The organism is Phenylobacterium composti DSM 19425 (assembly GCF_059568645.1).
The window spans coordinates 20,164-33,532 of the sequence record NZ_JCANTT010000003.1 but is presented as its reverse complement, the minus strand read 5'-3'; the positions used below and the strand labels follow the sequence as shown (position 1 = coordinate 33,532).

The window sequence follows — 13,369 nt, the reverse complement described above, 5'->3', positions numbered from 1 at the left end:
AGCCGCCGTTCTACGCCGTCCGTCGCGGCTAGGCGAGCTTCACCAGCATCTTGCCCAGGTTCTCGCCGGCGAACAGGCCCAGGAAGGCGTCGGGCGCGCGCTCGATCCCCTCGAAGACCGTTTCCTTCCAGGTCACCTTGCCCTCGCGCACCCAGCCGACGAGGTCGCGCTGGAAGTCGTCCTGCAGGTCGGCGTGGGTGGAGACGATGAAGCCCTGGATGCGAATCTGCTTGCCCACCACCTGCACTAGGTTACGCGGGCCGGGGGGCAGTTCCGTGGAATTGTACATCGAGATCATCCCGCATTCGGCGAAGCGGGCGAAGGGGCGGGCGGCGTTCAGGGCCGCTTCCAGATGCTCGCCGCCCACATTGTCGAAATAGACGTCGATGCCGTCGGGGGCGACGCGGGCGAGGGCGGCGGTGAGGTCCGGCTCGGCCTTGTAGTCGATGGCGTGGTCGACCCCGATCTCCTTCAGATAGGCCGTCTTCTGCGGCCCGCCCGCCGAGCCGATCACCACATGGCCCTTGGCCTTGGCGATCTGGCAGACCATCGAGCCGACAGCGCCCGCGGCGCCCGAGACGAACACTACGTCGCCGTCCTTCAGCCCGGCCACCCGCAGCAGGCCCGCATAGGCGGTCAGGCCCGGCATGCCGGCGACGCCCAGGAAGGCCTGGGGCGGCAGGCCCTGGGTGTCCAGCTTCTGCAGCGCGCCGACCGGGGCGTTGAACGCCTCTCGCCAGCCCAGCATCGACAACACCAGGTCGCCCGGCTTCAGGCTCGGGTCGTTGGAGGCCACCACCTCTCCGACGGCGCCGCCCTGCAGCGCCTCGCCCAGGGCGAACGGCGGGACGTAGCTCTTCACGTCGTTCATCCGGCCGCGCATGTAGGGGTCGACCGTCATCCAGAGGTTTCGCACCTGCGCCTGGCCCGGGCCGGGATCGGGCAGATCGATGGTGACCAGCTCGAAGTTGTCGTGGGTGGGCAGGCCCTGGGGCCGGCTCTTCAGGCGAATCTCGCGCGCTGCGGTCATGGGTTTCCTCCGGTCCCTTATGGTTTCAAACGATTGTTAGCCTTGGGGGCGGGTGGCGTCGAGCGCCCGGACCATGCTAGGCCCCGCGCCAGCCCGAGGTGAGTTCATGTCCGAGACCCTGCGAGGTGGCGTCATCGGCGCCGGCGTATTCGGCGGCTACCATGCCCGCCAGTATGCGCGCCTGCCTGGCGTGACCCTCTCGGCGGTGCTCGACCCGCATCCCGAGCGCGCCGCCGCCCTGGCCGCGCCCCTGGGCGGTCGGGCCTTCCATGAGCTGGAGGCCTTCCTCGAGGCCGTGGACGTGGTGACCATCGCTTCGCCCGCCACCTGTCACGCCGAACAGGCCCTGGCGGTGCTGGCGGCGGGCAAGCCGATCTATGTGGAGAAGCCCATCGCGGTCAGCGTCGCCGACGCGGAGAAGGTGCGCGCCGCCGCCGCCAAGGCCGGCCTCGTCGTCGCGTGCGGCCACCAGGAGCGGGTGGTCTTCCGCGCCATGGGCCTGCTGGACGCGCCCGAGCAGCCGCTGCTGCTGGAGGCCCTGCGCCATGGCCCCCCGTCCGAGCGCAGCCGAGACGTGTCGGCGGTGCTCGACCTGATGGTCCACGACATCGACCTGGCCCTGGCCATCGCCGCGGCCGAACCGGTGACGGCGGAAGGCGAGGGGGGCCGCGGTCCCGGCGGAGTGTGGGACGTGGCCCGGGCCGAGGTCAGCTTCGACACTGGCTTCACCGCCCGCTTCGACGTCTCCCGCATGGCCGAGGGACGCCGGCGCACCATGCGGGTGGTCTATCCCTCGGGCGAGGTCGAGATCGACTTTGTGGCCCGCACCTTCCGCAACACCACGCCCTTCGCGCTCAATCCCGACTTCGCCGAGACCCCGGCCGCCGCCGATCCCCTGGGCGCCAGCGTCGAGGCCTTCCTGCAGGCGGTGCGCGGCGAGGCGCCCCGGCCGGTGGTCACCGCCGACGAGGCGATCCGGGCCCTGGACCTGGCCGTGGCCGTGGAACAGGCGTTGGAGGACGCCGCGTAACGGCGCTAGCCTCCCGCCAGGTGCGAAAGGAGGCGTACGCTGAGCGATCCGATCGTCCAGTCCCTGGAGCTGGTGGCTGAACGGGCCGGCGATCCCGGGCCCGCCGTCTATGCGCGCCTGTTCGCCCGTTTCCCGGACATGGAGCATCTGTTCTGGCGCGACGTGAACGGCGCGATCCGGGGCGAGATGCTGGCCATGGCCCTCAACTGCCTGATGGATCTCGATGGCCCCTACGGAGCCAACCTGATCCGCGCCGAGCGCATGAACCACGAGGGCTTCGAGGTCCCGGCCGAGGCCTTCGCCAGCTTCTTCCCCGTGGTCATGGAGACCTGCCGAGATCTCCTGGGCGAGGCCTGGACGCCCGAGTTCCAGGCGGCATGGGACGCGCGGCTTCAGCGGATCCAGGGCCTGATCGCCGCCGCGCCCTGACCTGGCCATGGCCGGGGCATGAATTTCCGCGGCGGGCCGTATCGCGCCACATATCCAGCCCGTGAGGCGGCCGGCGCCGCGCCGACACGCAACAAACGCCTCACAAGTCGCAGGCGCCGATCTGGCCTCGGCTGGCCGTCCGGCGTATGGGAAGCCAGCTTTCGTTAGTCGTGCCAGGACCCAACATGCCCGCGTACCGCTCCCGCACCTCGACCCACGGCCGGAACATGGCTGGCGCCCGTGGCCTTTGGCGCGCCACCGGCATGAAGGACGCGGACTTCGGCAAGCCGATTATCGCGGTGGTGAATTCCTTCACCCAGTTCGTGCCCGGCCACGTGCACCTGAAGGATCTCGGCCAGCTGGTGGCCCGCGAGATCGAACGCGCCGGCGGGGTGGCCAAGGAGTTCAACACCATCGCCGTGGACGACGGCATCGCCATGGGTCACGACGGCATGCTCTACAGCCTGCCGTCCCGTGAGCTGATCGCCGACAGCGTCGAGTACATGGTCAACGCGCACTGCGCCGACGCCATGGTCTGCATCTCCAACTGCGACAAGATCACCCCCGGCATGCTCATGGCGGCCATGCGGGTGAACATCCCCACCGTCTTCGTCTCCGGCGGGCCGATGGAGGCCGGCAAGGTGATCCTCAAGGGCAAGGAGGTCGCCCTCGACCTGATCGACGCCATGGTCGCCGCCGCCGACGAGGCCGTCACCGACGAGGAGGTGAAGGCCATCGAGCGCTCGGCCTGCCCGACCTGTGGCTCGTGCTCCGGCATGTTCACCGCCAACTCCATGAACTGCCTCACCGAGGCCCTCGGCCTGTCGCTGCCGGGCAACGGCTCGGTCCTGGCCACCCACGCCGACCGCGAGCGCCTGTTCCTGGAGGCCGGCCATCTGATCGTCGACTTGGCCCGCCGCTACTACGAGCAGGACGACGAGAGCGTGCTGCCGCGCTCGATCGCCACCTTCGAGGCCTTCGAGAACGCCATGAGCCTCGACATCGCCATGGGCGGCTCGACCAACACCGTGCTGCATCTTCTGGCCGCTGCGGCCGAGGGCGGGGTGCCCTTCACCATGGAGGACATCGACCGGCTGTCCCGGCGCGTGCCCTGCCTCTGCAAGGTCGCGCCCGCCAAGGCCGACGTGCACATGGAGGACGTCCACCGCGCGGGCGGCATCATGGCCATCCTCGGCGAGTTGGACCGCGCGGGCCTGCTGCACACCGACGTCTCCACCGTCCATTCGCCGACCCTGGGCGAGGCCATCGCCCGCTGGGACATCCGCCAGACCAACAGCGAGACCGTGGCCACCTTCTACAAAGCGGCGCCCGGCGGGGTGCCGACCCAGACCGCCTTCAGCCAGTCGCGCCGCTGGGACGAGCTGGACCTGGACCGCGAGGGCGGGGTCATCCGCGACGCCGAGCACGCCTTCTCGAAGGACGGGGGCCTGGCCGTGCTCAGCGGCAACATCGCCCTCGACGGCTGCATCGTGAAGACCGCTGGGGTGGACGACTCCATCCTGGTCTTCGAGGGGCCGGCCAAGGTTTATGAGAGCCAGGACGAGGCCGTCTCGGCCATCCTGACGGGCAAGGTCGTGGCCGGAGACGTGGTGGTTATCCGCTACGAGGGGCCGCGCGGCGGGCCCGGGATGCAGGAGATGCTGTATCCGACGAGCTATCTGAAGTCGAAGGGCCTCGGGAAGGCCTGCGCCCTGATCACCGACGGCCGCTTCTCGGGCGGCACCTCGGGCCTCTCCATCGGCCACGTCTCGCCGGAAGCGGCTGAGGGCGGGCTGATCGCCCTGGTCCGCGACGGCGACCTCATCAAGATCAACATCCCGGCCCGGACCATCGAGCTGGCGGTGCCGCAGGACGAACTCGACCGCCGCCACGCCGAACAGGCGGCCAAGGGCTTCAAGCCCGCCAAACCCCGGCCCCGGAAGGTATCCTGGGCCCTCAAGGCCTACGCCGCTTTCGCCACCAGCGCCGCCAAGGGGGCCGTGCGCGACGTGAGCAAGCTGGACTAGGCCGGGTGCGCACCCTCGGCCTGATCGGCGGGATCAGCGCCGAGAGCACCGTCGTCTACTACCAGCTGCTGAACCGGCTGGTGCGCCAGCGGCTGGGCGGTCTGCATTCGGCCAAGCTGATCCTGTGGTCGGTGGACTTCGCGCCGGTCGCCGAGCTCCAGGCTCGCGGCGACTGGGACGAGACCGGCCGCCAGTTCGCCGAGGCCGCCCGTCGCCTGGTCGCCGCCGGGGCCGAGGCCCTGGTGATCTGCGCCAACACCATGCACATCAACGCCCCGCAGGTGGCCGAGGCGGGCGCGCCCGTGATTCACATCGCCGACGCCACCGCCGCGGCGCTGAAGGCGAGGGGCGTTCGGCGGCCTCTGTTGCTGGCCACCCGCTTCACCATGGAAAAGCCGTTCTACCTCGAACGGCTGAAGGCGCAGGGCCTGGACGGCTTCGTCCCCGACGTCGCCGATCGCGAGGCGCTGCATGCAATCATCTATGACGAGCTTTGCCAGGGCGTGATCCGCGAGGAGGCCCGCGCTGCGGTGCTGGCCATCATCGAGCGGGGGCGGGCCGCCGGCGCCGACGGGGTGATCTTCGGCTGCACCGAGATCGGCCTGCTGCTCGATCCCGACGCCATGGCGCTGCCCGCCGTCGACAGCGCCGTGGCCCACTGCGAGGCTGCGGTCGATTTCGCCCTAGGGTAGGGCCGAGACCCCGGCGATGTAGGGGTGCGTCCAGGTCAGGATCACCCAGACCGCCACGCCCGCCACGATCCGCCACCAGCCGATCTCGCCGATCGACAGCTTCTGCCGCCCCTGCAGGATCGCCGCGAAGGGTAGGTTGGAGGTCTGGGCGGCGAAGCCCTCCCATTTGGCGCCCAGCGCGCGCCGACGCTTGGCGTCGATGCTGGCGGTCCCGAGCAGGGCCAGGGCCAGCATGGAGAGGAAGAGGATCAGGCTGGCGATCTCGCCGTTCACCAGGAGGTGGCCCACGGCCCAGAGGGCCACGCCCCACAGGAACGGGTGGCGGGTGATCCGCAGCACGCCGCCCACGGCGTCTGGCCGGTCCAGCACCGCCTCCTGTCGCACGCTCGTCGGGTTGGGCGTCGTCAGGCCGATGACGATGAACAGCACGGCGATGAACTGAATCCCGATCTGGATGTGGCGCGTCGCCGGCGCCACGCCCCAGAACGCCGTGTTGGCGGGGGAGCCCCGGGCCGCGGCGAAGGCGAAGCCCAGCCAGACCAGCACCACGGCCGACAGGAGCGAGAACAGGCCCATGTAGGGGCCTGACCCCAGGCGTCCCACCAGGGCGTCCCGCACCCGGGTGCCCGAGATCAGCAGATGGATCAGCACGAAGACGACGGCGGCGGCGATGAGGTTCGTCATGGCGGAGCTCCTCCCACGTCCGAGACTCGTGTTTTTAATTTACGCTGTCAACTCATGCGGCGTTTTCCGCCGTTCCTTCGTCGTCGTCCTCATCAGCACCTGCGTCGGGTGCGGCCAACGGCGGCCCGGGGCGCCGGAGCTCGGCCGCCATGGTCGTCCCCCGGCGCGGGACCGGCCTGCGGAGGAGGGATTCCATGCGGGCGATCCAGCGGGCGCCTTCCTGCAGCGCCTCGGCGGAGCTCAGCCCCTTTTTCGCGGCGACGCTGGCCGCCCGCCAGAGGTCGAGCGCAAAGTCGGGGTAGGTGAGGTCGTCGAACACGAAGCGCAGCCGCACGTGCTCCTTGGCGCCTGAAAGGTTGTCCAGGGCCCGCCGCGCCTCGCCCCGGTGCGTCCGCGCTGTCACCTGGCCGTCGACGATGAGCTCGGCGCCCATCAGCTCTTCGATCCGGTATTTCAGGCACCAGCCACCCTGGTCCCAGGTGACCACGACGGCGTTGGCGGCGAAGTCGAAGCCGACGCCCTTGCCGGTCCCCCGCGCCACCAGGAGGGCGTGCGGTTCGCCGCCCAGAACCTTCTTCAGGCTGCGTCGGACGCGCCGGCCCTCGTCGAGAAACCAGAGGAATGCGGCCCCCAGCGCCGTGAAGGCGCCGCCGGCAATCGCCATCAGCACGATCAGCCGCCCGACCTCGTCCATCCGGCGAGCCTAGGCGCGTTTCGCGAGTCTTCCTACCGCCAAGCTGACGGCGTTATGCGAGTGGTTGCTCGGGCCTAGATGTCCAGTTCGACCACCAGGGGCACATGGTCCGACGGCTTGTCCCAGCCGCGCACGTCCCGGTGGATCTCCACCCCGCGCAGCAGGTCCGCCGCCTGGGGCGAGAGCAGGGCGTGGTCGATACGGATGCCGTTGTTCCGCTGCCAGGCCCCGGCCTGATAGTCCCAGAAGGTGTAGGCGCCGGGGGCTCCGTCCGCCTGCATATAGGCCTCGGTGAGGCCCAGGTTCTTCAGCGCCCGGAAGGCGGCCCGGCTCTCGGGCTGGAAGAGGGCGTCGTCCAGCCAGTTCTTCGGAAACTCGGCGTCCCGCGGCTCGGGGATGACGTTGTAGTCGCCCACCAGGGCGAAGGCCTCCTCCAGGGCCAGCAAGTCCTGGGCGTGGCGGCGCAGGCGCTCCATCCACGCCAGCTTGTAGGCGAACTTCTCGGTGCCCACCGGATTGCCGTTCGGCAGATAGATCGAAGCCACGCGCACCGGCCGTGGGCCGGACACCACCGCCTCCAGGTAGCGGGCCTGTTCGTCCGTCTCGTCGCCCGGCAGGCCCCGGGTCACGTCCTCCAGCGGCTGCTTCGAGAGGATGGCCACGCCGTTGTAGGTCTTCTGGCCATGGACGGCGATATTATAGCCAAGCCTTTCAAAGGCTTCGGCGGGAAACTTCTCGTCGACGCACTTGATCTCCTGCAGGCAGGCCACGTCGGGCTTCGCCGCCTCGAACCAGCGCAGCACCGTCTCCAGGCGCGCGTTGACCGAGTTCACATTCCAGGTGGCGATGCGCATCGAAGGCTCCCGTTCGTGCGGGCGAAGCTAGAGGCGTGGGCGCTTCGGCTCAATGGCTTGCGCACGTTGTGGAACGCTGATACTTAAGTAATCGCTTAAGCGAAAGCCGAGCCATGACCCTGATCCTCCACGAGCATCCGCTGTCGTCCTACTGCTGGAAGGCCAAGGTCGCCCTGCGCGAAGCGGGCATGCTGTTCGAGACCCGCCGGGTGGAGCCTCAGGACGAGGCCTCGCGCGCGGCCCATCTGGCCCGCTGGCCGCTGGGCAAGATGCCGGTTCTGGAAGACGCCGCCCGCGGACGGTTTATCCCGGAGACCAGCATCATCATCGAATACGTCCAGGCCTTCCACGCTCCCGGCGCCGGCCTGATCCCGGCCGATCCCGAGGCGGCCCTGCGCGTGCGGCTGCTGGACCGGGTGTTCGACAGCTACGTCATGGAGCCCATGTCGCGGATCGTGGCCGAGAATTTCCGGGGCGGCGAAGACCCCGTGGGCGTGGCCCAGGCCGACGCCGCCCTCGCCAGAAGCTACGACTGGTTGGAGACCGAACTGGCCGGCCGCGCCTGGGCGGCGGGTGAGACCTTCACCCTGGCCGACTGCGCCGCCGCGCCGTCTCTGTTCTACGCCGACAAGGTGCTGCCGTTCCGCGCGAGCCACCCCACGCTCGGGGCCTATCTTGATCGCCTGCAGGCGCGCCCGTCCTTCGCTCGCACCCTCGAGGAGGCGCAGCCTGTCTGGCACATGTTCCCGGGGCGGAAGGCGGCGTGAGCGAGGACCTCGACAGCCTGTTCCAGGCCCTGGCCGATCCCACCCGGCGGGCCATCGTCGAGCGGCTCAGCCGCGGTCCCGCCTCCGTCAGCGACCTCGCCAGGCCCTTCCATATGAGCCTGCCGGCGGTCGTCCAGCATCTGGCCGTGCTGGAGGCGGCGGGGGTGGTCGCCTCCGAGAAGGCGGGCCGCGTGCGCACCTGCCGCATCGAGCCGGCCGCCCTCAGCCGGGCCGAGCAATGGATCCACGAGCGCCGCACCGCCTGGGAGCAGCGCCTGGACCGTCTCGGCGCCTATCTCGCCGCCAATCCGAAATCTGATCCGGGAGAGCCCACATGACCGACCGCAGCGTCGTCCACGCCATGTTCCGCATCGAGCGGACCTATCCCGTGCCGCCGGCCCGGGTGTTCGCCGCCTGGGCGAGCCTTGAGGAGAAGGCCCGCTGGTTCGACGGCCCCGAGGGCTTCGAGTGCTACGAACGGTCCATGGACTTCCGCACCGGCGGGGCCGAACGGCTGTGGGGCAAACATCCCGGCGGCAGGGTCTCGGACTTCCGGGCTCACTGCTTCGAGGTGATCCCGGACGCCCGGATCATCTACGGCTACGACATGCATGTGGACGGGACCAGGATCTCGGTCTCCCTCGCCACAGTCGAGTTCCAGCCCGAAGGGCAGGGCGCGCGCCTCGTCATGACCGAACAGGGCGCCTTCCTGGACGGCTACGACGACGCCGGCAGCCGCGAGGAGGGGACCGGCTGGCTGCTCGACAAGCTGGGTGCCGTGCTGGCCGCCTAGATCGAGAAGCTGACGCCGCAGCCGCAGCTGGACTTGGCGTTGGGGTTGCGGACCCGGAACTCGGCGCCGGCCAGTTCGTCCACGAAGTCGATCTCCGAGCCCTTCAGCAGGGCCATGGACACCACGTCCACCAAGGCGGCGGCGCCGTCGCGCTCGACCTTGAGGTCGTCGTCCTGCGCCGCGTCCACCAGGTCGAACTGGTACTGGAAGCCCGAGCAGCCGCCGCCTTCCACCGCCACCCGCAGCATCACCGGCCGGCCCTCGGCCTCGCCCAGGGCGCGGATCCGCGCGGCGGCGGCGGGAGACAGGGTGACGTCCGTGGTCATCATGGGGGCTCTTGGTCATCGCCTGTTAAACGAAATAGCGGCCTGGACTATATGAGGTTTCGAGCGGCTTCGACCAAGAGGCCAGAGTTTCAAGAACGGTTCGATGGCCGCCATCAATCCCCCCCGGGCTCTCTTCGCCGAAGACGCCGCCAAGTCTCGCGGCCGCAAGATCGCCGAGCCCGAGAGCCGCACCCGCACGCCCTTCGCCCGGGACCGGGACCGGATCATCCATTCCACCGCTTTCCGCCGGCTGAAGGAGAAGACCCAGGTCTTTGTGGCCCATGAAGGCGACCACTTCCGCACGCGCCTGACCCACAGCCTGGAGGTGGCGCAGATCGCCCGGTCGATCGCCACCGCCCTGGGCCTGGACGCCGACCTCGCCGAGACCATCGCCCTGGCCCACGACCTCGGCCATCCTCCGTTCGGCCACGCCGGCGAGGACGAGCTGCAGGTGCAGATGCGCCAGTTCGGCGGTTTCGACCACAACGTCCAGACCTTCCGGGTGGTCACCCGGCTGGAGCGCCGCTATCCGCGCTTCGACGGCCTGAACCTCACCTGGGAGACCCTGGAAGGGGTCATCAAGCACAATGGCCCGGTCACCGCCCAGCTGGAAAAGCCGTCCTGGCGGGCCATCGCCGAATTCGACGCCGAATACGACCTGCGCCTGTCGGGCTGGGCCTCGGCCGAGGCCCAGGTGGCCGCGCTCGCCGATGACATCGCCTACAACAACCACGATGTGGACGACGGCATCTCGGCCGGCCTGTTCCATCTGAAGGAACTGCTGGACGTGCCGCTGATCGGCCCGCACGTCCATTCGTCCATGGCCGACTACCCTGACTGCGACGAGTCGATCCTGCGCCTGGAGGCCGTGCGCCGGATGATCGGGGCCATGGTCGACGACGTCATGGCCGAAACCCGCCGCCGGGTGGAGGAGGGCGGCCTCAAGAGCGCCGAGGACGTCCGCAACTTCGGCCAGGCCACCGTCGCATTCTCCCGGGAGATGATCGAGGACCTGGCCGAGCTGCGCCATTTCCTCATGGACCGCATGTACCGCCACTGGCGGGTCAACCGCACCCGCAGCCAGGCGCGGCGGATCCTGGCCGAGATGTTCCAGCTGTTCATGGCCGAGCCCGACGTCATGCCCACCGAGTGGCAGGCGAGGATCCAGGGCCGGGACGAGGCCGGCCGGGCCCGGGTGGTCTGCGACTACATCGCGGGCATGACCGACCGCTTCGCCATCGAGGAACACCGCAAGCTGTTCCACCTGGAGATCTGGGGCTAGCCGGACACGGGCGCGCCGCCCAATTCCCGCCCCGGACGACCCACAGAAAAACGGCTCCTGAAGGCGCTGGCGAGGCCCGGGCTTCGCTAGACTGCCGTCCCATGGGCGCGATTCGCGCGCGTCCCTCTGCTGCTTCGGAGCCTACGCGATGTCCGACCACGAGCGCGGCGCCTATACGCCTCCCACCGACGCGCCGCTGGCCTTCGACGCCCGCCAGCCGGTGCGGGGCGCGCGGCCGGTGCCGATCACCCTGATCATCAGCGTCCTTGTCCTGGCCGGCCTGGTGGCGGCGATCTTCGTCTTCTACCGCTCGGGCGTGCGCCAGGCGGGCGATGCGCCCCAGACCGTGGGCGTGCCCGTGGACGGCATGAAGGAGGCCCCGCCCGCCGAGGCCCAGCCCACCGATCCGGCCGCCGGCCTGCAGATCTATCGGTCCGACGGCTCGGGCGTGGTCGAGGCGGTGCCGCCCACCTTCACCCCGCCGCCCGAGGAGCCGCAGCCCCGGCCGGCGCCCACTACCCCGGTGATCGTCGCCGAGGCGCCGCCCGCGCCGGCCATGCGTCCGGCCCTGCCGGCTCCGGCCCCCGCTGCCCCTGCGGCTCAGCCCGCGCAGCCCGCGCCCAAGCCGGTCCAGACTCCGCCGGCCCCGGCCGCCAAGGCGCCGGAACCCAAGCCGGCCGCGGCGGCGCCTGCCCCCGCAGCCAAGTCGGACGGGGCCGTGGTCCAGATCGGGGCCGTGTCATCGCCCGCCCTGGCCGACCGCGCCTGGAACGAGGCGGTCGCCGCCGCCCCGGGCCTCGCCGCCGGCAAGGGCAAGAGCGTCGAGCGGATCGAGCGCGACGGGAGCGTCCTCTACCGCACCGCCGTCACCGGCTTCGCCAGCCGCGAGGAGGCGACCAACTTCTGCAACCGCCTTAAGGCGGCCGGGAAGAGCTGCTTCGTCCGGTGAGGGTCTCGGCCGCGATCCTGGGCTGCTCGGGCCCCGAGCTGACCGCGGAGGAGGCGGCCTTCTTCCGCGACGTCCGGCCCTGGGGCTTCATCCTGTTCGCGCGCAACATCGAGACGCCCGGCCAGGTGCGCCGTCTGACCGCCGCCCTGCGTGACACGGTCGGCCGGGCCGATGCGCCAATCCTGATCGATCAGGAGGGCGGCCGGGTCCAGCGCCTGGGCCCGCCCCACTGGCGCGCCTATCCGCCGGGCCGGGCCTATGGCGCCCTGCCGCACGATCGCCGGCGCGAGATCACCCGCTTGGGGGCCCGGCTCATCGCCCACGACCTTGCCGACCTTGGCATCAACGTCGACTGCGTGCCGGTGCTGGACGTGCCCGATCCGGACGGCCACGAGATCATCGGCGACCGGGCCTATGGCGAGACGCCCGACGACGTGGCCCTGCTGGGCCGCGCCGCCTGCGAGGGCCTGATCGCGGGCGGCGTCCTGCCCATCGTCAAGCACATCCCCGGCCACGGCCGCGCCCGGGCCGACAGCCACCTGGAGCTGCCGGTGGTGGAAGCGTCCTTCGCCGAGCTGGACGCCCGCGACTTCGCCCCGTTCCGGGCGCTCTCCGACATGCCTATGGCGATGACGGCCCACGTCATCTACGCGGCAGTTGACACCGAGCAGTCAGCCACCACCTCACCGGCGGTGTTCGAGCGGGTGATCCGCGGGACCATCGGCTTCGACGGCCTGGTGATGAGCGACGACCTCTCCATGAAGGCGCTCTCCGGCCCGCTGAAGGAGCGGGCGGCCCGATCCCTGGCCGCCGGCTGCGACGTCGTCCTCCACTGCAACGGCGACATGGCCGAGATGCGCCAGGTGATCGACGGGACCGGCGAACTCTCCGGCCGGGCGGCCGAGCGGGCGACGGCGGCTCTGGCGCGCATTCCGGGCGCCCCCGAGCCCTTCGACGCCGCCGCGGCGGCGGCCCGCTTCGAGGCCGCGTTCGCATGAGCAAGGCCTTTCAGCCCAGCCTCGACTTCGCCGCGGCCGCCACCGCCGCCGAGGACGGCGAGGCCCTGATCGTCGACGTAGAGGGCTACGAGGGCCCGCTGCACGTCCTCCTGGCCCTGGCCCGCAGCCAGAAGGTGGACCTGCTCAAGCTGTCCATCACCAAGCTGGCCGAACAGTACCTGGCCTTCGTGCAGGAGGCCCGCCGCCGACGCTTCTCCCTGGCCGCCGACTATCTCGTGATGGCCTCCTGGCTGGCCTATCTGAAGTCGCGCCTGCTGCTGCCCAAGCCCGAGCGGCCCAAGGCCGAGGAACCTCCCGCCGAGGAGATGGCGGCCCGGCTGGCCTTCCGCCTCGCCAAGCTGGAGGCCATGCGCAACGCCGCCGAGGCCCTGAAGGCCCGCCCGCAGCTGCGCCAGCAGGTCTTCGTCCGCGGCGACCCGGACGCCATCAAGGTGATCCCGTCAGGCCGCATCGAGGGCGACCTCTATTCGCTGATGAGCGCCTACATCGAGCAGCGCCGCCGGGAGGTGAAGCGGCGCTACACGCCCATGGCCCCCAAGGCCTATCCTCTGGAGGACGCCCGCGAGCGGCTGCGCAAGCTGCTGCCAGACCTCGACCGGTGGACGCCCCTGGCCGGTGTCGCCCCCGACGGGCCGCCGCTCGAGAACGTGCCGAGCCGCGCCTCCTACCTGGCCTCCACCCTGTCGGCCAGCCTGGAGTTGGTGAAGGAGGGGGCGCTGGAGGCCAAGCAGCTGGAGGCCTTCGCCGACATCTATCTGCGGGCCCGCAAGGCCAAGGCGGCATGATGAGGAGG

At 70.4% G+C, this 13,369-nt stretch carries 16 protein-coding genes; 11 read left to right on the top strand and 5 right to left on the bottom strand.

Going from position 1 to position 13,369, the window contains the following annotated elements; all coding sequences use genetic code 11:
* Window positions 1–28 precede the first annotated feature (28 nt).
* Complete coding sequence (locus tag BO64_RS01355) at window positions 29–1,030, bottom strand: NADP-dependent oxidoreductase (protein WP_496401475.1); 1,002 nt, start codon at window positions 1,028–1,030, stop codon at window positions 29–31.
* Window positions 1,031–1,136: 106 nt separating this feature from the next.
* Here BO64_RS01355 and BO64_RS01350 point away from each other — a divergent pair, with 106 nt between their 5' ends.
* The 4 genes from BO64_RS01350 (at window position 1,137) to BO64_RS01335 (ending at window position 5,208) form a co-directional block, all read left to right on the top strand.
* Window positions 1,137–2,060 (top strand): Gfo/Idh/MocA family protein, encoded by a 924-nt coding sequence (locus BO64_RS01350; protein ID WP_496401474.1) that lies wholly within the window; start codon window positions 1,137–1,139, stop codon window positions 2,058–2,060.
* Between the two features lie 72 nt (window positions 2,061–2,132).
* Window positions 2,133–2,489, top strand: a complete 357-nt coding sequence (locus tag BO64_RS01345) for a globin (RefSeq protein WP_496401473.1) — start codon at window positions 2,133–2,135, stop codon at window positions 2,487–2,489.
* A 185-nt stretch (window positions 2,490–2,674) separates the two neighbouring features.
* The gene (ilvD, locus tag BO64_RS01340) at window positions 2,675–4,516 is read left to right on the top strand and encodes a dihydroxy-acid dehydratase (protein ID WP_496401472.1); all 1,842 of its coding nucleotides are present in this window, start codon (window positions 2,675–2,677) and stop codon (window positions 4,514–4,516) included.
* Between the two features lie 5 nt (window positions 4,517–4,521).
* Window positions 4,522–5,208: an aspartate/glutamate racemase family protein gene (locus tag BO64_RS01335; protein WP_496401471.1), complete on the top strand. Its 687-nt coding sequence runs from the start codon at window positions 4,522–4,524 to the stop codon at window positions 5,206–5,208.
* Here the strand turns inward: BO64_RS01335 and BO64_RS01330 are convergent.
* The 3 genes from BO64_RS01330 to xth all read right to left on the bottom strand — a co-directional run bounded on the left by BO64_RS01330 (window position 5,200) and on the right by xth (window position 7,440).
* Entirely contained in the window at window positions 5,200–5,892 is a 693-nt protein-coding gene (locus BO64_RS01330) for an NnrU family protein (protein WP_496401470.1), read from the bottom strand. The two genes, BO64_RS01335 and BO64_RS01330, sit on opposite strands and share 9 nt — an antisense overlap.
* 52 nt (window positions 5,893–5,944) lie before the next feature.
* The gene (locus BO64_RS01325; RefSeq protein ID WP_496401469.1) at window positions 5,945–6,586 is read right to left on the bottom strand and encodes a hypothetical protein; all 642 of its coding nucleotides are present in this window, start codon (window positions 6,584–6,586) and stop codon (window positions 5,945–5,947) included.
* 74 nt (window positions 6,587–6,660) lie between these two features.
* On the bottom strand, window positions 6,661–7,440 hold the full coding sequence (xth, locus tag BO64_RS01320) for an exodeoxyribonuclease III (RefSeq protein ID WP_496401468.1): 780 nt from the start codon (window positions 7,438–7,440) through the stop codon (window positions 6,661–6,663).
* A gap of 113 nt (window positions 7,441–7,553) precedes the next feature.
* Here xth and BO64_RS01315 point away from each other — a divergent pair, with 113 nt between their 5' ends.
* From BO64_RS01315 to BO64_RS01305, 3 genes are read left to right on the top strand one after another with little or no spacing between them, the layout of a single operon-like run.
* Window positions 7,554–8,207, top strand: a complete 654-nt coding sequence (locus BO64_RS01315; protein ID WP_496401467.1) for a glutathione S-transferase family protein — start codon at window positions 7,554–7,556, stop codon at window positions 8,205–8,207.
* Window positions 8,204–8,545, top strand: a complete 342-nt coding sequence (locus BO64_RS01310) for an ArsR/SmtB family transcription factor (RefSeq protein ID WP_496401466.1) — start codon at window positions 8,204–8,206, stop codon at window positions 8,543–8,545. Before BO64_RS01315 ends, BO64_RS01310 begins: the two co-directional genes overlap by 4 nt.
* A complete protein-coding gene (locus tag BO64_RS01305; protein WP_496401465.1) occupies window positions 8,542–9,000 on the top strand; it encodes an SRPBCC family protein in 459 nt (152 codons plus the stop codon). The genes BO64_RS01310 and BO64_RS01305 overlap by 4 nt, the downstream gene beginning before the upstream one ends.
* On the opposite strand, the gene erpA is transcribed toward BO64_RS01305, so the two are convergent.
* On the bottom strand, window positions 8,997–9,329 hold the full coding sequence (erpA, locus tag BO64_RS01300) for an iron-sulfur cluster insertion protein ErpA (protein ID WP_496401464.1): 333 nt from the start codon (window positions 9,327–9,329) through the stop codon (window positions 8,997–8,999). The genes BO64_RS01305 and erpA overlap by 4 nt on opposite strands.
* Before the next feature lie 100 nt (window positions 9,330–9,429).
* On the opposite strand from erpA, the gene BO64_RS01295 reads away from it, so the two are divergent.
* The 4 genes from BO64_RS01295 to BO64_RS01280 all read left to right on the top strand — a co-directional run bounded on the left by BO64_RS01295 (window position 9,430) and on the right by BO64_RS01280 (window position 13,361).
* A complete protein-coding gene (locus BO64_RS01295) occupies window positions 9,430–10,608 on the top strand; it encodes a deoxyguanosinetriphosphate triphosphohydrolase (protein WP_496401463.1) in 1,179 nt (392 codons plus the stop codon).
* 148 nt (window positions 10,609–10,756) lie between these two features.
* Window positions 10,757–11,557: a cell division protein FtsN gene (ftsN, locus tag BO64_RS01290; RefSeq protein WP_496401462.1), complete on the top strand. Its 801-nt coding sequence runs from the start codon at window positions 10,757–10,759 to the stop codon at window positions 11,555–11,557.
* The gene (nagZ, locus tag BO64_RS01285; RefSeq protein ID WP_496401461.1) at window positions 11,554–12,555 is read left to right on the top strand and encodes a beta-N-acetylhexosaminidase; all 1,002 of its coding nucleotides are present in this window, start codon (window positions 11,554–11,556) and stop codon (window positions 12,553–12,555) included. The genes ftsN and nagZ overlap by 4 nt, the downstream gene beginning before the upstream one ends.
* A complete protein-coding gene (locus BO64_RS01280) occupies window positions 12,552–13,361 on the top strand; it encodes a segregation and condensation protein A (protein WP_496401460.1) in 810 nt (269 codons plus the stop codon). The genes nagZ and BO64_RS01280 overlap by 4 nt, the downstream gene beginning before the upstream one ends.
* Window positions 13,362–13,369 lie beyond the last annotated feature (8 nt).

Excerpts from the sequence above, each read along its gene's own strand:
- BO64_RS01355 (WP_496401475.1), bottom strand. The coding sequence starts at position 1,030 with ATGACCGCAGCGCGCGAGATTCGCCTGAAGAGCCGGCCCCAGGGCCTG.
- BO64_RS01350 (WP_496401474.1), top strand. The coding sequence starts at position 1,137 with ATGTCCGAGACCCTGCGAGGTGGCGTCATCGGCGCCGGCGTATTCGGC.
- ilvD (WP_496401472.1), top strand. The coding sequence starts at position 2,675 with ATGCCCGCGTACCGCTCCCGCACCTCGACCCACGGCCGGAACATGGCT.
- BO64_RS01330 (WP_496401470.1), bottom strand. The coding sequence starts at position 5,892 with ATGACGAACCTCATCGCCGCCGCCGTCGTCTTCGTGCTGATCCATCTG.
- BO64_RS01325 (WP_496401469.1), bottom strand. The coding sequence starts at position 6,586 with ATGGACGAGGTCGGGCGGCTGATCGTGCTGATGGCGATTGCCGGCGGC.
- xth (WP_496401468.1), bottom strand. The coding sequence starts at position 7,440 with ATGCGCATCGCCACCTGGAATGTGAACTCGGTCAACGCGCGCCTGGAG.
- BO64_RS01315 (WP_496401467.1), top strand. The coding sequence starts at position 7,554 with ATGACCCTGATCCTCCACGAGCATCCGCTGTCGTCCTACTGCTGGAAG.
- BO64_RS01305 (WP_496401465.1), top strand. The coding sequence starts at position 8,542 with ATGACCGACCGCAGCGTCGTCCACGCCATGTTCCGCATCGAGCGGACC.
- erpA (WP_496401464.1), bottom strand. The coding sequence starts at position 9,329 with ATGATGACCACGGACGTCACCCTGTCTCCCGCCGCCGCCGCGCGGATC.
- BO64_RS01295 (WP_496401463.1), top strand. The coding sequence starts at position 9,430 with ATGGCCGCCATCAATCCCCCCCGGGCTCTCTTCGCCGAAGACGCCGCC.
- ftsN (WP_496401462.1), top strand. The coding sequence starts at position 10,757 with ATGTCCGACCACGAGCGCGGCGCCTATACGCCTCCCACCGACGCGCCG.
- BO64_RS01280 (WP_496401460.1), top strand. The coding sequence starts at position 12,552 with ATGAGCAAGGCCTTTCAGCCCAGCCTCGACTTCGCCGCGGCCGCCACC.